General features: G+C 56.1%; 17 protein-coding genes. 13 read left to right on the top strand and 4 right to left on the bottom strand.

Annotated elements, in window-relative coordinates; translation table 11 throughout:
- Positions 1-111 precede the first annotated feature (111 nt).
- From ACL2XM_RS07910 to ACL2XM_RS07900, 3 genes are read left to right on the top strand one after another with little or no spacing between them, the layout of a single operon-like run.
- On the top strand, positions 112-1,392 hold the full coding sequence (locus tag ACL2XM_RS07910; protein WP_410014788.1) for an MFS transporter: 1,281 nt from the start codon (positions 112-114) through the stop codon (positions 1,390-1,392).
- Positions 1,389-2,414, top strand: coding sequence for an amidohydrolase family protein (locus tag ACL2XM_RS07905; protein WP_413722981.1), 1,026 nt, complete (start codon positions 1,389-1,391; stop codon positions 2,412-2,414). The genes ACL2XM_RS07910 and ACL2XM_RS07905 overlap by 4 nt, the downstream gene beginning before the upstream one ends.
- Positions 2,415-2,423: 9 nt before the next feature.
- Positions 2,424-3,119 (top strand): 4-carboxy-4-hydroxy-2-oxoadipate aldolase/oxaloacetate decarboxylase, encoded by a 696-nt coding sequence (locus ACL2XM_RS07900; RefSeq protein WP_410014786.1) that lies wholly within the window; start codon positions 2,424-2,426, stop codon positions 3,117-3,119.
- A gap of 36 nt (positions 3,120-3,155) precedes the next feature.
- On the opposite strand, the gene ACL2XM_RS07895 is transcribed toward ACL2XM_RS07900, so the two are convergent.
- A complete protein-coding gene (locus tag ACL2XM_RS07895) occupies positions 3,156-3,536 on the bottom strand; it encodes a DUF4267 domain-containing protein (protein WP_410014785.1) in 381 nt (126 codons plus the stop codon).
- Between the two features lie 114 nt (positions 3,537-3,650).
- Here ACL2XM_RS07895 and ACL2XM_RS07890 point away from each other — a divergent pair, with 114 nt between their 5' ends.
- Complete coding sequence (locus tag ACL2XM_RS07890) at positions 3,651-4,262, top strand: WHG domain-containing protein (protein WP_413722982.1); 612 nt, start codon at positions 3,651-3,653, stop codon at positions 4,260-4,262.
- Between the two features lie 12 nt (positions 4,263-4,274).
- Here ACL2XM_RS07890 and ACL2XM_RS07885 read toward each other — a convergent pair whose 3' ends face one another.
- A complete protein-coding gene (locus ACL2XM_RS07885; RefSeq protein ID WP_413722983.1) occupies positions 4,275-4,982 on the bottom strand; it encodes a GntR family transcriptional regulator in 708 nt (235 codons plus the stop codon).
- A 114-nt stretch (positions 4,983-5,096) separates the two neighbouring features.
- Here ACL2XM_RS07885 and ACL2XM_RS07880 point away from each other — a divergent pair, with 114 nt between their 5' ends.
- The 8 genes from ACL2XM_RS07880 (at position 5,097) to ACL2XM_RS07845 (ending at position 13,698) form a co-directional block, all read left to right on the top strand.
- Positions 5,097-5,999, top strand: a complete 903-nt coding sequence (locus tag ACL2XM_RS07880) for an alpha/beta fold hydrolase (protein WP_413723578.1) — start codon at positions 5,097-5,099, stop codon at positions 5,997-5,999.
- 170 nt (positions 6,000-6,169) lie between these two features.
- Complete coding sequence (locus ACL2XM_RS07875; RefSeq protein ID WP_410014781.1) at positions 6,170-7,258, top strand: substrate-binding domain-containing protein; 1,089 nt, start codon at positions 6,170-6,172, stop codon at positions 7,256-7,258.
- Between the two features lie 21 nt (positions 7,259-7,279).
- On the top strand, positions 7,280-8,851 hold the full coding sequence (locus ACL2XM_RS07870; RefSeq protein ID WP_413722985.1) for a sugar ABC transporter ATP-binding protein: 1,572 nt from the start codon (positions 7,280-7,282) through the stop codon (positions 8,849-8,851).
- A gap of 33 nt (positions 8,852-8,884) precedes the next feature.
- Complete coding sequence (locus ACL2XM_RS07865; RefSeq protein ID WP_413722986.1) at positions 8,885-9,868, top strand: ABC transporter permease; 984 nt, start codon at positions 8,885-8,887, stop codon at positions 9,866-9,868.
- Between the two features lie 43 nt (positions 9,869-9,911).
- A complete protein-coding gene (locus tag ACL2XM_RS07860; RefSeq protein ID WP_413722987.1) occupies positions 9,912-10,328 on the top strand; it encodes a RidA family protein in 417 nt (138 codons plus the stop codon).
- Between the two features lie 31 nt (positions 10,329-10,359).
- Positions 10,360-11,244 (top strand): fumarylacetoacetate hydrolase family protein, encoded by an 885-nt coding sequence (locus tag ACL2XM_RS07855; RefSeq protein WP_413722988.1) that lies wholly within the window; start codon positions 10,360-10,362, stop codon positions 11,242-11,244.
- Between the two features lie 69 nt (positions 11,245-11,313).
- Positions 11,314-12,312 carry an extradiol dioxygenase gene (locus tag ACL2XM_RS07850; RefSeq protein ID WP_410014776.1) on the top strand — a complete coding sequence of 333 codons (999 nt, stop codon included), beginning with the start codon at positions 11,314-11,316 and terminating at the stop codon, positions 12,310-12,312.
- Between the two features lie 219 nt (positions 12,313-12,531).
- Positions 12,532-13,698, top strand: a complete 1,167-nt coding sequence (locus ACL2XM_RS07845) for an FAD-dependent oxidoreductase (protein ID WP_413722989.1) — start codon at positions 12,532-12,534, stop codon at positions 13,696-13,698.
- Between the two features lie 77 nt (positions 13,699-13,775).
- On the opposite strand, the gene ACL2XM_RS07840 is transcribed toward ACL2XM_RS07845, so the two are convergent.
- A complete protein-coding gene (locus ACL2XM_RS07840) occupies positions 13,776-14,723 on the bottom strand; it encodes an alpha/beta hydrolase fold domain-containing protein (protein WP_413722990.1) in 948 nt (315 codons plus the stop codon).
- An 89-nt stretch (positions 14,724-14,812) separates the two neighbouring features.
- Here ACL2XM_RS07840 and ACL2XM_RS07835 point away from each other — a divergent pair, with 89 nt between their 5' ends.
- On the top strand, positions 14,813-15,751 hold the full coding sequence (locus ACL2XM_RS07835) for a GlxA family transcriptional regulator (protein WP_410014773.1): 939 nt from the start codon (positions 14,813-14,815) through the stop codon (positions 15,749-15,751).
- A gap of 236 nt (positions 15,752-15,987) precedes the next feature.
- On the opposite strand, the gene ACL2XM_RS07830 is transcribed toward ACL2XM_RS07835, so the two are convergent.
- Positions 15,988-17,931 (bottom strand): methyl-accepting chemotaxis protein, encoded by a 1,944-nt coding sequence (locus tag ACL2XM_RS07830; protein WP_413722991.1) that lies wholly within the window; start codon positions 17,929-17,931, stop codon positions 15,988-15,990.
- Positions 17,932-17,962: the final 31 nt, after the last annotated feature.

Here is a 17,962-nt window from a genome sequence, read left to right as displayed (position 1 = left end):
GGCGCAAAACGAATCCCATGCTGTCGATAAGTGAAACGATATTGCCTGTAAAAGCCCTTTCAATACCGGGGAGACGGTTTATAACGCCGGTGGCGAAGGCATAAAGGGGACATGATGATGTTTCAATGGTTCACATCGCTTAACAAAATCGAAAAACGCACCTTCTGGGCCTGCTTCAGCGGCTGGGGGCTGGACGCCATGGATACGCAGATGTATGCCCTGTCCATCCCGACGCTTATCGCCCTGTGGGGCATGACCAAAGGACAGGCGGGCATCCTGGGCACCACCGTGCTGATCATGGCGGCGCTGGGCGGCTGGATTGCCGGTATTTTATCCGATCGCTATGGCCGGGTGCGGATCCTGCAGGTGACCATCGCCTGGTTTTCCCTCTTTACGTTCCTGTCGGCATTTACCGATTCCTTCTGGCAGCTGATGATCACCCGCGGCCTGCAGGGCATCGGTTTTGGCGGCGAGTGGGCGGTCGGGGCGGTGCTTATCAGCGAGACCATCAACGCCCGGGTGCGCGGGCGCGTGGTCGGCGCGCTGCAGGCGGGCTGGGCCATCGGCTACGGTATTACCGTTATTATTTCGACCATTATCTTTAATTCTTTTCCCGCCGATACCGCCTGGCGCATCCTGTTTGCCCTGGGACTGCTGCCCGCGCTGCTGGTATTGTGGATCCGGCGCAATATCCAGGAAGCGCCGCTGTATAAAAAAGAACATGCCGACGTCCAGGATCAGTCCAACAGTATTTGGGATGTTTTTTCCTCCCCTTATCGCGCCACCACCCTGAAGGCCATTCTGCTGACCTTTGGTATTTACGGCGGCAATTACGTGATGATTACCTGGCTGCCGGCTTACCTGAAATTGGTGCTGCATCTGTCGATTAACAACGTCGGCGGCTATCTGGCCATCAATATCCTCGGGTCGTTCGCCGGCGCCTTCCTTAATGGCTGGATGGCCGATGCGTTCGGCAGGCGTAAAACCTTTATGATCATCGCCTGCTGCCAGGCCGTGGCGGTAGGGGTCTATACGCTGGCGCCGATCAACCTGACCATCACCCTGCTGCTGGGATTTGTGCTCGGCACGCTGCAATCGGGCACCGCCGCAGGCACCGGCGCCTTTATCGCCGAACTGTTCCCCACCCGGGTGCGCGGTTCGGCGCAGGGCCTGTGCGGTAACGCCGGCCGCGCCCTGGGCGCGGTGATGCCGACCATGGTGGGATTACTGAGCATCAATATGGATTTGGGACCGGCCATGGGCATATGCGCCTGCGCGTCCTATGTCATCGTGGTGCTTGCCGCCATGATGCTGCCGGAAACCCGGGGGCGCGATCTGGGTCATATCGTCATGGCTGAAAACCACACCGCCGAGAGGGCAAAAATGCAATGATTATCGATATCCACGGGCACTACACTACCGCGCCGGATGCCCTTGAGGACTGGCGCAAGCGCCAGGTGGCCGCCCTGACCGACCCCGCTTCCGGCATCAGCGCCGCCGATTTGCGTATCACCGATGAGCAAATCAGGGCAAGCATCGAGCAGAACCAACTGCAAAAAATGCGCGAGCGCGGTATCGACGTAACCCTTTTTTCGCCGCGCGCCAGCTTTATGGCCCACCATATCGGCAACGCCGCCACCAGCGCGGCGTGGGCCGGGATCTGCAATGAATTATGCTATCGGGTCAGCGCGCTGTATCCGGCCTTTTTCGCCGGCGCCGCCATGCTGCCGCAGTCGCCGGGCGTCGACACCCGCTCATGCCTGGCGGAAATGGATCGCTGCGTGCGGGAGTACGGTTTCGTCGCCATCAATCTTAATCCGGACCCCTCCGGCGGCCACTGGACGTCGCCGCCCTTGTCCGATCGATATTGGTATCCGATTTACGAAAAAATGCAGGAATATGATCTGCCGGCGATGATCCACGTCAGCACCAGTTGCAACCCGGCGTTTCACACCACCGGCGCCCATTACCTGAACGCCGACACCACGGCCTTTATGCAGTGCCTGGCCTCGGATCTGTTTACCGATTTCCCCCGGCTGCGCTTTATTATTCCCCACGGCGGCGGCGCCGTGCCCTACCACTGGGGCCGCTACCGTGGACTGGCGCAGGCGATGCGCATCGACGATATCGAGGAAAAGCTGCTGAACAATATTTTCTTCGATACCTGCGTCTACCATCAGCCGGGCATCGACCTGCTTACCAGCGTGATCCCCGTCAGGAATGTGCTGTTCGCCTCGGAAATGATCGGCGCGGTCAGGGGTATCGACCCGCAAACCGGGTTCGCGTTTGACGATACCCGCCGTTATATTGAATGCGCCCGGCTTGACGACGCTGAACGCCAACTGATATTCGAGGGCAATGCACGCCGCGTCTATCCTCTTCTCGATCAACGACTTAAGGCCCAGGGCCGTTAAGGAGGCAGTATGCATACCCGAATCAATGCATTAGGTATAGTCAAACGCAACATCGAGCGGACCGATCCGGCCCTGGTCAGACGGCTGGGGGATTTTGGCGTGGCCACGCTGCATGAGGCCATGGGCCGCACCGGCCTTATGCGACCCCACATCCGCCCGGCCTTTGCCGGCGCCCGGTTATGCGGCAACGCGGTGACCGTGCTGGCCCAGCCCGGCGATAACCTGATGCTGCATGTCGCCGCAGAGCAGATCCGGCAAGGCGATATCGTGGTGGTGGCCTGTACCGTGGAAAACGGCGACGGCATGTTCGGCGAACTGCTGGCCACCTCTTACCGCGCCCGCGGCGCCGCCGGCCTGGTGAGCGAGGCGGGGGTACGCGATGTCGGCGCCCTGCGCGACATGGGGTTCCCGGTATTCTCCCGCGTCATCAGCGCCAAAGGCACCGCCCGCGCCACCCTGGGCTCAGTCAATGTGCCGGTGATTTGCGCCGGCGCGCTGGTCAATCCCGGCGATGTGATCGTCGCCGATGACGACGGCGTGGTGGTGGTGCCGCGCGACCTCGCCCGGCAAACGGCCGACGCGGCGCAGCAACGCGAAGATAACGAACAGGCGAAGCGCGAGCGTTTCGCTAAGGGCGAGCTGGGCCTGGATATGTATCATATGCGCGATATGCTGGAGCAGGCCGGGTTAAAGTATATCGATTAACGCCCATAGGGATGGCCGGAAAGCGTATGAACCCTCTCAGCGTCCCCCCGGCAGCATCAGCATGGCCGTTAAGACCATAAGCGCGGCCGTAGGCAGATGGATGCCGAAGGCGCTTTTGGCGGAGCCTTTCGCGGCGAGAATAAGCAGCATGTCGCCGACCGGAATAAGGGCGCCCACCAACAGGATAAGGCCGACGCCGCGCGGGGTATCCCACGCCATGAACGCCAGTACCATGAATCCCGTCGTCAGGTCGCGCACGCCCTTCAGGCGCAGCCACCATGGAATGTTGACGCCGCTTTCCGGCAGCGGCAGGCCGAAACTGCGGGTCGCGGCGGTGGGGTTCACCATATAGAGGCTGCCAATCGCGATAATCGCGAGTGCCAGGAACAGCGCCAGTCCGAACGTTAGCCAATGCATTTGAGTGTCCCAGGGTGATAATATAGCAATAGAATATAATCTATCATTGCTAGATTATCAAGCCATCGTATAATAACCGGCAATGACGGCTAGGGTGGTCCGGGAGATAAAAGCATGAGTATCGCCGAGCGGAAAGGCAGGCAGCGGGCGGAACGCGAATCCCGCATTATTGCGGCAGCGCGCGCGATCGCAGAGCGCGAAGGATGGAATGCGGTGACCATCCGCCGCCTGGCACAAGAGATAGAATACAGCCAGCCCGTGCTTTATTCACATTTCGAGAACCGGGATGCGATTGTTGCCGCTGTGGCGATCGAGGGTTTCCAAGAGATCACCGCGGCGCTTCGTGCCGCGGCGCGTGAATCGGACGGACAGCGGAACGCCCTGGAGAATGTCGCCATGGCTTATCTCGGCTTTGCCTTCCGCTGGCCCGCGCTCTACGAGGCCATGTTTGTCCTCCCGACCCCTCTGCGGTTCGCCGAGGCGGATACCAGGCCGGAACTGCGGGCTGCTTTCGACGCCATCGCGACGGTGGTCACGCCGTTTTGCGCCGACGCAGAGGTCATGACCGAGACGTTTTGGGCGACCCTGCATGGCCTCGCCGAACTCGAGCGTTCAGGTCGAATCAGGCCCGGCGCGCGGGTTGAACGCATCCTGCTCGCCGTGCGGGCGCTGCTCGCGTCCCGCAACGATGCTCCCGACCCCGGCGAACAGCCGGGACCCGCATAATCCCGCCGCCTGTCAGTGGGAAGCAGAGGTACTGCGCTCGGCACGAACGGCGGTGCCCAGCGCGCTTAGCATCACATCGCGGGTATGGTTCAGATGTTCAGACAAAATAGACACGGCACGGTCCGCGTTGCCGTCTAATATTGCCTGCAACAGTTCATTGTGATCGCTGTTGCGTTCCCCCTGCTCTGTTGAAACCGGTAAAAGCACCCGCTGATAAATTGAAAACGCCTCGGCAAGCTGTTTGACCATCAAAAATAGCCATTTGCTGCCGCAGTTTTCCATCATGATAAAATTGAACACCTCATGGCGCGTATGCCATTCAGGATTAAATTTGTCCGGCGACTCAGGTAAGGTCTGGGGAGTATGGACCAGGCGGTGATTAGCGGCGATAAGGCGCGCCTGCCACTCAATATCCCCGCTGGCGATCGACTTGCGCAAGGCAATCCCTTCCAACGTAATCCGCTGTTCCGTTAAATCGATAAGCTCGCCCGCATTCAGCCCACGCACGCTGAATCCTTGCTGCGGCGCAACGTCCACCAGCAATTCGCCCGCCAGGCGGCTCAGGGCCTCGCGTATGACATTCATGCTCACATCAAACCGCTGGGCAAGTTCGGAAATCTTAAGTTTATTCCCCGGCAGAAGCTGCCCGGTAAGAATCAAGCCCCGGACATGAGAATAAATCGTCTCATTTAGCGACCTTCCCTCTTTGAGAACCTTCATTTTCCTTCTCCAGTGGATTCTTATTTTTCAAATAGTTAAAAGCTTGCTCTGCTAATTAATTCCCATAATAACATAGCCAAAATTAAAAGGATATTCATACATAAAACTTATAATATGCCAAAAAATCCATTTTTTGCTTTAAAAAAGTTTTTTGCCGCGTATTATCAATTTCACCCCCACCGGTGTCAGCCAGGAGTCAGCATGAATGTTCCACTGAATAAGGCGTCCATTGAATTTGAAGGCATGCAGGCAGGCTATTATCACGCAGGGAAAGGCAAGCCGCTGATGCTGATTCATGGTTCCGGCCCTGGCGCCTCCAGTTTAGGCAACTGGAGCCGCGTGCTGGAGCCGCTGGGCCATGACTATCACATCTTCGCCATGGATCTTATCGGTTTTGGCATCAGCGATCGCAAGGCGGAACCACCCTACTTCGATTTCCCCCTGTGGATTCGCCAGGCTAAAGCGATGCTGGATTACATCGGCTCGGCCGAGATCGGCATCATCGGCCATTCGCTGTCCGCTGCCATCGCACTGTCACTGGCGTCTTCCGACAAGCGGGTGTCGGCAGTGCTGACCACCGGCGCTATCGGCGCGCCCTTCCTTGCCACGGCCGCGACTCAGCGCATCTGGCGGTGTCCGCAAAACCGGGACGAACTGATCGCCACTCTGGGTACGCTTATTCATGATCAATCGATCATTGATGACAACTATATCAAGGCAAGAGAGCCGGTCGTGTTTGCGCCCGGTTATGCCGAATATTTCAATGCCATGTTTACCGGCGAACCGCAGCGTTATGTCGAAATGACCACCCTGGGTGATGAGGTGTTGTCCGCGATTAACTGCCCGGTCGTCATGCTGCACGGGCGCGATGATATTCCTTTTCCCAAAAGTACCTCTGAATATTTATCAGCAAAGATTAAATATGCCGATTTACACATCCTGAGTGAATGCTCTCACTCTGTGGCATTTGAAAGAACCAGAGCCTTTATGGCGGCAGCGCATCAACTGTTTCAGTAATTCCATCGCTGCGCCCGAGATGACAAGAATAAAGCGATGTGCGTGGCGATAACGCATCGCCGCAATGCTTAATGACGGTCCGATAATAAGTCGGCTTTTCACTACAAAACACCCTTTCACAGGGAATGATGTTTTCTGTCCTGTCGCGGTATTACAACGAGGAAATTATAATGAATTGGCTTTCTCACTTTAAAAAACGCACGTCCCCTTTATTCTTTTCCTATATTCTGGCATCAACGGCGCTATCAGCCTTTATGACTACCCCGGTAAAAGCAGAGGAAGACAGATTAGTCGGGTTGATTCCCGCGCTTAAAGCGGAAAAGCCGTTCAAGCTGGGGGTGACCGTAGTCCATCTGAACGATGATTTTTATAAAGGCATTATTTACGGCATTACCGATGAAGCCAAACGCTCCGGCGTGGACGTGGTCCAGGTGTCGGTGGCCGGCGCATACGGCAATGTGCGTGAACAGTTTGCCCAGTTGGAGGCGTTGAAAAGCATCGGCGCCGACGTGGCGGTGTTGGCCCCGGCCGCCTTCAACGGTTTTGACCCCATCATTAAATCCCTCAAAGCGGGCGGCATGAAGGTCGCATCGGTCGGCATCCCCGTGGACAGTAAAAATATCGACTTCGGCGTTCTGCAGGATGATACCTATATCGGCAAACTTATGGCGGACGCCGTCTGTAAATCCCCGGTCACGCCGAAAAATGTCGCAATGATCCCAGGACCCGCCGGGGCCGAATGGGTACGCCTTCGTTATGAAGGTTTCAAGGCGCAGGCAGGTAAATGCGCAACGCCCGTTTCCGTGGTTGAAACGGGATTTGGCGGCGGCATCGATCTGCAGGAAGGTCTGGCCAAGGCCTCCGACCTGATGCTACGCAACCCTGAGGTCAATTTTATCTATACCCCGCAGATTACGCTGGGCATGGGGGCGGTCCAGGCTATCCGCCAGCAGCACCGGCAGGCGTCCGTCGTGAGCTCGGCCATGGTTAAAAGGGCCGTGCCGATGATAGAAGACGGGAAAATGCTGGCCGTGGTATCCGAGCCGGGCATCATCATGGGTCGCCTGATTGTTCAGTACGCCATCCGCGCCATGGCGGGAAAACCGCTGCCTAACCTGGCGCCGGCAGGTACCGATGGACTGAATTACGCCCATTACAATGTGCCGAATAAGGTGCTGGACAAGAGCAACGTGGCGACACATCCCTTTGAAACCTATGAAATCGCGCCGGCTGAATGGAAAGTGCCTGCAATGCAGTAAGCCTGGTACGAGGTAACAACGATGTCGACAGAACAGGTAACGGGTAAGGCGCTAAGTCAGGGAAGCTCGCCGCTGCTGCGGATCAGCGGCTTGTCCAAGCGGTTTGGCGCCACGCAGGCGCTGAACCAGGTTTCCATCCAATTCCAGGCCGGGGAGATCCACTGCGTGCTGGGCGAGAACGGGGCCGGCAAGTCAACTATCGGCAAGATCATCAGCGGATTATATCCAGCAGACGAAGGCGCGATCTGGTATGGCGAACGGCAAGTCTCGTTCAGCAGTTCCCGTGAAGCGCGCCATGCCGGCATAGTGATGGTGTATCAGGAACTGTCCCTGGCGCCGAGCCTGTCGGTCCGCGCCAACCTGTGGCTGGGCGCGGAGAAAGGCAAAACGGTGTTTTCGTTTATCCGCAAAGCCCGGGAAGTCGCCCGGGTGCAGGAAGTCCTGGCCCAGCTTGGGCTGGCCGACATTGATATGGAACGGTCGGTAAGCGCTTTCCCGGTAGCCATACAGCAGCTTATCGAAATCGGGAAATCGTTACTGTCCCAGCCGCGGGTGATTATCTTCGACGAGCCGACGGCCATGCTGGGCGCCGTCGAGAAGGAACGCTTTTTCCGGGTGCTGGAAAAACTGCGGGCAGCGGGTCTGGCCTCGGTTTTAGTGACTCATCATATTGATGATGTGATCGCGGTCAGTGACAGGGTCACTATTATGCGCAATGGACAAGTCGTGGACTCATTCCCCGTCGGCGGCGATGTGGATGCTGATGTCATTGTTTCGCGCCTTACGGGCAAGGCGCCCGGCAGCCACGAAATGAATGACAAAGGCAACCTGCGCTTCCCGCCCCTGCTCGACGTGGAAAACCTGCCGGTCAGCAGCGGCGGAACCCGGGTTTTTTCTGTCGGTCGCGGCGAAGTGGTTGGCATCTATGGGGTGGTCGGCTGCGGAGGCGAGGCCTTGCTGCATAACCTGGTCGGCTTCCTGCCCATGCCAGGCGACGCCCCCCTCAGCTTCAAATTAGAGGGTTATGCGTGGCGGCCCGCAAACGTGTCCGAGGCGCTGAAAAAAGGGGTTTCCTGGCTGCCTGCCGGCAGGGCGGCCAATGGCGTGTATCCGTCCCTGTCCATCGCGGAAAACTTGATGATGACCCAGTTAAAACGGTTCGCTCGCAGCGGATTTATCCGTATTGGCCGGGCAGAATCCATGGCGGACCAACTGCTGCAAGCCTGCGGCGTGAAATACGCTGATAAGCATGACCCGCTTACCAGCCTCAGCGGCGGCAACCAGCAGAAGGTTCTGCTCGCCCGGGCCATGGCCAGCGCCGGAAAAGTGCTGGTACTGGAAGAACCCACCGCCGGCGTCGATATCGCGGCCAAACATGAAATCCATCAGCGCATTCGCGCGCTGGCCTCGACCGGGGTATCGGTGCTGATGTTATCAAGCGATCTGGCCGAAACGATGGCGCTGTGCGACACGGTGTGGACAATGTTCCACGGCAGTATCGTCACGGCATACCGCAACCCTGACGAACATGACAAAGCGTCGATTATCGCAGACGTTGTCGGCCAGGCCGGTCACGACCAGCCAGATCATTAACCTTTACGTAATGATGAAGCAGGAGTTTGCATCATGAGTACAAGCAGAGAAGCGGGGCTCCTGGCGTCGGGAAAAAGCGTGAAAACCAGACGGTTTTCGCTTTCGGACTGGATGCTTCCCCTGTTGATTGTGTTAACCGCCGTCATCGCGGGCTTTATCCAGCCGAGATTTATGTCCGTCAGTAACGGGATAAATCTGGCCTGCCAACTGGCCCCTCTGCTTATTATCTCACTTGGCCAGGCCGTGGCCGTAATAAGGGGGGGACTGGATCTGTCGCTTTCTTCTGCCATGTCCCTCGCAGGCGTCGCGGGCGTGATGATCATGAATCAGTTCGGCGTCCCCGCGGGCCTGGTCGCCATGCTGCTGGTCGGCACGTTAACCGGCGCCGCGTCAGGCATCCTTATCGCGGTTTTTAATACCTCCCCCCTGGTGATTACCCTGGGGATGCTGTCCGTCGCTCAGGCATTCGCTTTAATATTGTCGGGCGGCGTGCCCATTTACGACGTTCCCGCCTCATATATCGAAGCCGTGGGCTATGGCACATTATTAGGGCTTCCCGTCATGGTATGGATTGCCATCGCCTTGACCATCATGATTGGCGTATTGCTCAAATACACGCTGTTCGGCCGCTATGTCTATGCCATGGGCTCCAATGTGTCCGCGGCGTCCAAATCGGGAATCAACGTAAAATGGAATACGGTCCTGGTCTATATGGTCAGCGGTTTCTGCGCCGGAACGGGAGCCATCATCTTAACCGCCTGGACCAGCTCCGCCCAGCCCATCGCGGCGGCGAACCTGACGCTGCAGTCCCTGGCGGCGGTCGTTCTCGGGGGCGTGGCGCTGACCGGCGGCGCAGGCAATCTTCGGCAGGTGATTACCGGTGTGGTGGTATTAACGCTGCTATCAAACGTGATGAACATGGTAGGCGTATCCGCCTATTACCAGACGCTCGCCGTGGGTGTCGTCATTATTTTCGCCGTTATTCTCGATCGTTTCCGCCGCCATGATTCGCATTAACATTATATTGGCTTCATTCCTATTATCATCGAGGAGTATTACCGTGTCCGATAAGGTGCAATACATCAATCCGGAAAACGCCAGCCCCGCGCAAGGACTCTATTCTAACCTGACCAAAGTGAGCGCGGGAGACCTTTATTATATCTCCGGCCAACTTTCAGTAGGTTCCGATGGCGGCGTGGTAGGCAAAAACGATTTTGACGCGCAGTTTGCGCAGGTGTTTAACAATTTGGGCGCGGTGCTGGCAGCGGTAGGCTGCGATTACAATGATGTGGTGAAATTTAATACCTATCTGGTGGCATCCCAGCATATTGACGCTTTTATGAAAAACCGGAAAGAACTGTTTCCAACACTTTTCGCCACGCCAAATTATGCGCCGAATACGCTGCTGGTAGTGGACCGGCTGGTTAAAGAAGAATTCCTCATTGAAGTGGAAGCCGTGGCCCGCGCGCGCGATTAATTAATATAGCGTTTTTATTGTAAGGTAAAATATGAAACTGGTTACGTATCTGCTTTCCGGCGAGAAAAAAATCGGCGTAATTAACACTGCCGGAAAAGTAGTCGATGTCACTGATATTGTTGCTACCAATGATATGAATGTGCTGATTGACTGCTATGCGACATTTGCCGACAGGCTGCAACGCTACAGTGAAAGTCCCGATGAGGATGGCCTGGCGCAGGAAGACGTGCGTTTACTGGCGCCGATTCCCTGTACCCGGCGCAATATTTTTTGCGTCGGCAAAAATTACTCGGCCCATGCGCAAGAGTTTGCAAACAGCGGGTTTGATTCGAGCGCCGCGGCGGGAAATGTTCCCGCGCATCCTATTATCTTCAGCAAACCCTCCACCTCGGTCAGTGGCCCCGGCGACGAGGTAGACAGTACGCTCGATCCCTTCCATACCCTCGATTACGAAGCCGAGTTAGCCGTGGTGCTGGGCAAAAAAGGACGCGTGACGCAGAGCGACGATCCCATGTCTTATGTCTTCGGCTACACGCTGGTCAACGACCTCACCTCGCGTCATCTGCAAAAACAGCATAGCCAGTGGCTGCTCGGCAAGGGCATTGACGGATTCTGCCCGATGGGCCCGGTCCTGGTGACTGCCGATGAGTTTGGCGAACCCGGTTCCCAGACAATAGCCTGTACCGTCAACGGCGAAAAACGCCAGGAGGCCGCCATTGCGGATCTTATCTTTGACGTTGCGACCCTAATCAAGACCATTGGACAAAACATTACGCTGCTGCCGGGCGATATTATCGCCACCGGTACGCCTGCTGGTGTTGGAATAGGTTTTACGCCGCCTAGATATTTAAAAAAGGGAGATAAAGTGACGGTGGCAATGAAGGAGATCGGCGAATTAACCAATACGATTATTTGATTTGCAGATAATACATTTTCTCAGGCGTTCACGTTGAAATATCACCTATTCAGATAACGAGGTTATGATATGGCTAAGATTGTCAGTGCCATCAGTATGTCCCATGTTCCCGGTGCGCTTGGCTGGGCAGACGCGCCCTCCCCCGAGCAGCGAAAACGCCTGGCCGCCATACATGCGCGGTTGAAACACTGTATCGACGATACCAAACCAAATCTGATTATTGCGTTTTTAGACGATCATTTTGAAAACAATTTCCGCAACTTAATGCCGACCCTGGGCGTTCCAGTCAGTGACGCGAATATCGGGCCGGCGGAATATATGATGGAAGCGCTGAAATTCACTACTCAGCACAGCATTGCCAGTAATGCCGGCATTGCGCAAACGTTGCTTGAAAAATTGATTCATGGCGGGTTTGACGCAACACGCATGGGCGCGATTGAATATGGCAATAATCTGATGATGCCCCTGGTCTTCATCAACCCGGAATTCAATATTCCAGTGGTGCCAGTCTATATCAACGTCTTCTCTCCGCCGCTTATGCCGTATTCACGGGCTTACGATCTGGGGTTAAAAGTCCGCGAAATCATTGACACATTGCCTGATGACTATCGTATTCATTTTCTGGCGACAGGCGGGCTTTCGCACTGGCCGCCGGTATGGACTGAAGGCGCGCCGGAAGATGATAAGCTGCTGCAGCGCATGAAGGTGTATCAGACCATCGGTAAGGAAGCGCTGATTGACGACCCGACGCTGTATACCGATTTCGCCCAATATGAAATAGATATGATGAGCAAAATGGAATGGCCGCTCGGTAATAGCCATCCGCTGGTCAATGAAGAATGGGATAGGGAAATGCTGGAGCGCTTTGCCGCGGGTGATGTGGAATATATGCGCGCGCTGACCTATGAGGAAGTGGAGGAGCGCGGCGGACACGGCGGCCATGAGGCGCTCAACTGGGTGGCGCTGATGGGGGCGATGAAAGGCGCGCGCCCTGACTACGTTGCATATGAATCCGTACCGGAATGGATAACGGGAATGAGTTATTTAACTTACCCCGGTCAACAATAAACTTATTTCATACACATTTATCATCGGGAAAAGGAATTTCCTGCGTAAGCTACATTTAAATTAATTAATCTGGTCATAAGGCCATGGGAATATTTTATTCAGCCTGCGGCCAAGCCTTATTTTAAATACTGCCGATTATTGTTTTATTTAAAGATAAATGCGTACTTCATCTGAAAGTTGTAAGACGATGTTTACCAACATGAGTGGAGAAGAACTGCCATGGCACGAATTGCAGTAGTTGGCGCTGGCATGGGCGGGCTGGCCTTTGCCTGCGCCATGAAAAACAGCAAACATGAGGTTATTGTGTATGAGCAGGCCAGAGAACTGGTTGAGCTTGGTGCGGGCATCTCGCTGTGGGCGAACGGCACGCGCCTGTTTGCCGAGCTGGGCATTGCGACGCGCATGGCGGAATGTTCCTGTGAAACGGAAGCCGCGTTTTTTCGCAATGAAGACGGCAGCGTGGCGGCCTCGCAGTTGCTCGCCCGCGATAACTGGTACAGGAATGAATACGGGCACCCCTACTACGGCGCCTTCCGTACCGACCTGCAGGCGGCCTTGCTTGACGTTATCGGCAAAGAACATATCCGGCTGGGCAAACAGCTTACCCGTCTGGAGGATGCAGGCAGCGAAGCGAAACTTTACTGGGCTGATGGTTCGGTGGCGACGGCGGACCTGGTGGTGGGCGCCGACGGCATTAAATCCGTCGTCCGCAATGCGATCAGTGCCTCCGCCACGCCGGTATTCACCGGCAACAGCGCGTTTCGCGGACTGGCCAAAACCGCCGATCTCGACCTCCTTCCCGAACCGCATTCCTTTACCGACTGGATGGGCGATGGCAAACACGTACTGAATTTTCCCATCGGGAAAAACTTTGCATATCAGACGATCGTGGTTTTTATGGATGGTCCGGAAATATGGCGGCAGGAAGCCTGGCGGGTCCCCGCCGACGCCGGCGCCATCGCCGGGATGTTTAACGGCTGGCATCCCGCCGTCGGGCAGCTTCTTGAACACGTTAACCTGTCCGAGCGCTGGGGGATGTTCCAGGTCAGCCCGATGGCGGCCTGGCATCGCGGGCGCGCCGTGCTCATCGGCGATGCCGCGCACGGCATGATGCCCCATCACGGCCAGGGCGCGATTTCATCGTTCGAAGATGCCGTCGCCCTCGCGCACATCATGAATAATGATGCCCTGGTTTCCATCGAATCAAAGCTCGAGAGCTACCAACGCGAACGTAAAGCCCGTGGTGAAAGAATTCAGGCATCGTCGCGCCGGGTGAATGACTGTCTGCATCTTGCGCAGGGACCTGCCCGGGCGGAGCGTGATGCCGTGCTCAACAGTCTTGGCCGGCATTTTTCATGGCTACACGGCTACACGCTGGCCGTGTAACTTTCAGCGCAACGCGCGGCCGCGACGCCGAAGCAGGATACACCGGCGGTTCGCGGCCCTGGCTGGAAGTACCCTGCTTACGCCGTCAGACGGCGAATGGCCGAACAACGCAGCCGCATGGCCTGTTGGGCGATGGCTGAATGCGGGGCCAGCAACTCAAAACCGTGATTGACGCCGGGGTAGAGATGAAATTCCACCGGCACGCCGGCGGCGGCCAGATTTCCCGCCCAGGCCAGGTTCTCCGCGCAAAAGAGATCCAGCTCGCCCACGTCAATATACGTGGGGGCAAGTCCTGTAAAATCGTCCAGCCTGGCCGGGATAATGCGGTTCAGTTGTCCGTCATCCGCTCCGTCCGGGATCCTGGCGCGCCATGCGGTCTGTATTTCGCTGGCGGTGATGGTAAGAAAGGGCGATATTTCCGCTGTCGCATCCGTCGTCCGGTCATCCAGCATGGGGTAAACGAGGATCTGCCCGGCTAAGGCAATGTGTCGATCCCGGGCGAGAATGGCCGCGGACGCCGCGATACCCCCGCCGCCGCTGTCACCCATCAGCACAATACGATCCGGTTCGATGGACAACTGCGCGCTGTTTTGCTGTAGCCAAGCCAGACCGCTAATGATTTGTTCCGCCTGGCTATCTCCCGCTATCTCCGGGGCAAGGTGATAATCCAGCGCCAGAAAACTGACGCCGCTTTGTGCCACATAGTTCGCCACTATTTTATGATAGGCGGCGATATCGGCGGAGACGCCGCCACCGCCATGCACAAAGAGCACCGCGCCGCGCGAGGGCTCGCCCGCGTTCTGATACCAGCGCGCCAGGCGTTTTTCATTACCCATGGGAATGAAAAATTCCCGGGTCTCTATGCCGGTCGCCTCGGGAAAATGGTCGTTAAGCAACGCATAGAAGGCGTTGCTCTTGTCCCGCCAGCTCAGAACATCGCCGGGTTGAAAGGCGGGAAAACGCGCAAGCTCGGGCTGCAATTGTGCTAAACGTGCCGCAAGTTCACTGTCCATGACATAAGGCATCACATTTCTCCTGAAACCGTTGATTGACGCCGGTCAGTATTCCACACCATACTTTTGTCTGAAATGACATAAAAAGGGCTTTTTAGGACATGACGCGTCGCATTGGTTTTCTGATTTTTCCCGGTTTCAATCTGCTTGACCTCAGCGGGCCGCTCAGCGTGTTCGAGACCGCTAATCTCCACCTGCCGCCAAAGGAACAATTCCAGCTGGATGTGTGCGCCGTGCGGGCCGGGATGTTCGCCAGTTCCAATGGCCTGGCGGTACACGCCAGCGCTGGCGGAGGCAAACGATTCGATACCCTGGTGGTGGTGGGGGGCAGCGGCGTCGGCCGGGCAAGCTGCGATCCCGCGCTATTGGCGTTGCTGCGGGAGGATATTGCCCACCGCTATGTCTCCGTCTGCACCGGCGCTTTTGTGCTGGCGGCGGCGGGCAGGTTGGCAGGAAGAAAGGTGACCACCCACTGGCGCCGGGTGGCGGAACTGCAGCGTCTGGTCCCTGACGCCCGGCTGCTGGCCGACAGTATCGTGGTGCAGGATGATGATATCTGGACGTCGGCCGGAGCCACTGCCGGAATGGATATGGCGCTCGCGCTGGTCGCGGCGGAACACGGCGAGCCGCTGGCGCATCTTATTGCCCGGGAGTTGCTGATCCCCCGCCGTCGTACCCATGGCCAGTTGCAGTTTATGCGCATGCGGGATATTACCCCGCCTTCGCCACGGATCCAGCGGGTGCTGGCGTTTATCAACCGCAATCTGCGGGGTGACCTCTCCGTTACCATGATGGCGGAAGAGGCGCATCTCTCACCGCGCCAGTTTTCCCGGGAATTTGTCGCCAATACCGGTCTTTCCCCCGCGCGGGCCGTGGAGCGCTTGCGGGTGGAGTTTGCCCGCAGCCGGGTGGAAAACAGCAACCAGACGCTGGCGGCCATCGCGCTGGAGGCGGGTTTTAGTGATACTGCATTAATGCGAAAGGCCTTTTTACGCTGCCTTGGATCCACGCCGCAAAGAATGCGCAAGGTGCCATGGTGAATACCGCTTCAGTCAGGTGAAATACAGCGCCGGATGAGCACAAAAGCCCGGCCATACTCTCCCTGGCAGGAAGCATACGTATAAGGGGATTCGGAAATACGCCGCGGCAAAAATAAACGCCGCCAGGATACGATTATAGCCGGTGGTCTACCCTTTATAAGCCGGTAAAGTCCGTATGAGCAGGATGACGCCTTCGAAAGCCACCCTGCTGGAGGATATGAATAGAAGATTAACGTTTAAAATGAAGTCCATTCTTCATTAAGCGCTTTATTCATTGTGCCAGGCTTGGACGGGCTTTTTCTTTTCGCCATCCCCAAGGATTCACCAGCGGCGCTTTCCTGCGCGCGACCCACTCTGACCTTAAAGATAGCGACCATATCATTGAGATTTCTTGCCTGCTGTTCCAGGGAAATGGCGGCGGCCGAGGATTCCTGAACCAGCGCCGCGTTTTGCTGCGTGGTGGAATCCATCTCCACCATGGCTTTACTGATCTGATCAATGCCGTGGCTTTGTTCGGTTGACGACGTGGCGATTTCATCGATGATTTGGCTGACATGCGTCACCGACTGCACGATATCCCCCATGCTGGATCCCGCATGATTGACCAATTCCGTACCTGAGCTAATGCGCAGCACCGACTCGTTAATCAGGGATTCAATTTCTTTGGCGGCGGTAGCGCTTCGTTGCGCCAGCGTTCTTACCTCGCCGGCCACGACGGCGAATCCCCGTCCCTGCTCGCCTGCCCGCGCCGCTTCGACCGCGGCATTCAAGGCCAGGATGTTGGTTTGGAAAGCGATACTGTTGATGACACCGATAATGTCGGTGATTTTCTTTGAACTGTCGGCAATGCCGTTCATGGTCAGCACCACATTGTCGACGATTTCACCGCCTTTGCGCGCGTCGAGGGTGGCGCTGGCGGCCAGTTTATTTGCCTGCAGGGCATTATCCGCATTCAGCCTGACGGTCGAGGTCAGCTCTTCCATACTGGACGCTGTTTCCACGACGGCCGCCGACTGCTGTTCAGTCCTCGAGGCCAGATCCGTATTACCGGCCGCGATTTGCGAAGACGCGCTGGCGAGGTGGCCGACGCTTTCCCGTATGCCCGTAATGATTTCGCTCAGTTTGGTGTTCATTGCGCCCATGGCGCGCGTAAGCTGGCCAAGTTCATCATTGGAGTGGGATGCGATCTCCGAGGTCAGATCCCCGCGGGCGATGCATTCCGCCATCGCCAGGTTTGCGATGATGGGCCGTGTGATATGGCGGGTAATGAACCAGGCCGCCAATAATCCGACGAAGACCGCGGCTACCGCGAGCGCGGAGATGAGGACGATGGCGTCCGTAATGACTCTTTCATTATCATAATCCTGTGCTTCAATAAGATCGCTTGTCGCACTGTTAAGTTCGTCTGCAACGTTGCTCATGCTGTCAGAGGATTTTTGGCTTTCCACGGCTGCTGGGAAGTAAGCGTAGGTACTGGCCTTAATTTTTTGGAAATACGCCAACACGGGAATGACTACCGCTTTTTCTGAGTCGGGAAGCTTAGTAATGCTGGCGGAATAAAGGGTTTCGGCATCATTGTACGACGTCTTAAAAACCGCAAATGCGTCATCAGTATGTTGGGTTATCAGTGTATTCGCGGCATCACGCAGGTTGTCGAGCGACAGCGAAATGTCAAGGAGCGTTGCCCGTATACCAGGTTCAACGGAGGGATCCTGCATTTTTCTCTGCAGGTCATTCAAAACACGCTCTCCATTATCCTGCGTTATTTCTTTGGCAAGTGCGTTACTGTGAACAATATTAGCGAAAAATACATCACGCAGCTGCTTATAATGCTTTATTTTTTCAGTTAATATTTCGTATTTATTTTTTGCATTGCCCTGCCAATGAGAGACGTCTTCTTTTTCGATTAAGACTTGCATACTGCTTAACGCTTCGCCATTGGCTTTGATCATCTGCTCATCCCCCGTTTGCATATACAACAGGCGATTCCTTCGGGCCAACTCAAGCAAATCGCCAATCTTGTTGGTGTGGTTTGTCCTGACCGCATTACGTTGAATCACATCTAAAGAGTAAATACTGTAACATGACATACCAATGATAATGACAATCAACATTATGAACCCAGTAAAAAGCTTCTTGCCTATGGAGAAACTACGAAACATTAATTTGCCGGTAAACATATAAAATCCCTTGTTAACATATGGATATGCT

It is taken from the genome of Sodalis sp. RH20 (assembly GCF_047324205.1).
Lineage (GTDB): Bacteria > Pseudomonadota > Gammaproteobacteria > Enterobacterales > Enterobacteriaceae > Acerihabitans.
Note: the sequence above shows the minus strand (reverse complement) of the source record. Positions and strands in the feature narration are given on the sequence as shown.

What these genes read in the sequence shown, in the direction of transcription:
- ACL2XM_RS07895 (WP_410014785.1), bottom strand. Translation starts at nt 3,536, where the DNA reads ATGCATTGGCTAACGTTCGGACTGGCGCTGTTCCTGGCACTCGCGATT.
- ACL2XM_RS07900 (WP_410014786.1), top strand. Translation starts at nt 2,424, where the DNA reads ATGCATACCCGAATCAATGCATTAGGTATAGTCAAACGCAACATCGAG.
- ACL2XM_RS07830 (WP_413722991.1), bottom strand. Translation starts at nt 17,931, where the DNA reads ATGTTTACCGGCAAATTAATGTTTCGTAGTTTCTCCATAGGCAAGAAG.
- ACL2XM_RS07835 (WP_410014773.1), top strand. Translation starts at nt 14,813, where the DNA reads ATGACGCGTCGCATTGGTTTTCTGATTTTTCCCGGTTTCAATCTGCTT.
- ACL2XM_RS07905 (WP_413722981.1), top strand. Translation starts at nt 1,389, where the DNA reads ATGATTATCGATATCCACGGGCACTACACTACCGCGCCGGATGCCCTT.
- ACL2XM_RS07885 (WP_413722983.1), bottom strand. Translation starts at nt 4,982, where the DNA reads ATGAAGGTTCTCAAAGAGGGAAGGTCGCTAAATGAGACGATTTATTCT.
- ACL2XM_RS07875 (WP_410014781.1), top strand. Translation starts at nt 6,170, where the DNA reads ATGAATTGGCTTTCTCACTTTAAAAAACGCACGTCCCCTTTATTCTTT.
- ACL2XM_RS07845 (WP_413722989.1), top strand. Translation starts at nt 12,532, where the DNA reads ATGGCACGAATTGCAGTAGTTGGCGCTGGCATGGGCGGGCTGGCCTTT.
- ACL2XM_RS07890 (WP_413722982.1), top strand. Translation starts at nt 3,651, where the DNA reads ATGAGTATCGCCGAGCGGAAAGGCAGGCAGCGGGCGGAACGCGAATCC.
- ACL2XM_RS07850 (WP_410014776.1), top strand. Translation starts at nt 11,314, where the DNA reads ATGGCTAAGATTGTCAGTGCCATCAGTATGTCCCATGTTCCCGGTGCG.
- ACL2XM_RS07910 (WP_410014788.1), top strand. Translation starts at nt 112, where the DNA reads ATGATGATGTTTCAATGGTTCACATCGCTTAACAAAATCGAAAAACGC.
- ACL2XM_RS07855 (WP_413722988.1), top strand. Translation starts at nt 10,360, where the DNA reads ATGAAACTGGTTACGTATCTGCTTTCCGGCGAGAAAAAAATCGGCGTA.
- ACL2XM_RS07840 (WP_413722990.1), bottom strand. Translation starts at nt 14,723, where the DNA reads ATGCCTTATGTCATGGACAGTGAACTTGCGGCACGTTTAGCACAATTG.
- ACL2XM_RS07870 (WP_413722985.1), top strand. Translation starts at nt 7,280, where the DNA reads ATGTCGACAGAACAGGTAACGGGTAAGGCGCTAAGTCAGGGAAGCTCG.
- ACL2XM_RS07865 (WP_413722986.1), top strand. Translation starts at nt 8,885, where the DNA reads ATGAGTACAAGCAGAGAAGCGGGGCTCCTGGCGTCGGGAAAAAGCGTG.
- ACL2XM_RS07880 (WP_413723578.1), top strand. Translation starts at nt 5,097, where the DNA reads ATGCCAAAAAATCCATTTTTTGCTTTAAAAAAGTTTTTTGCCGCGTAT.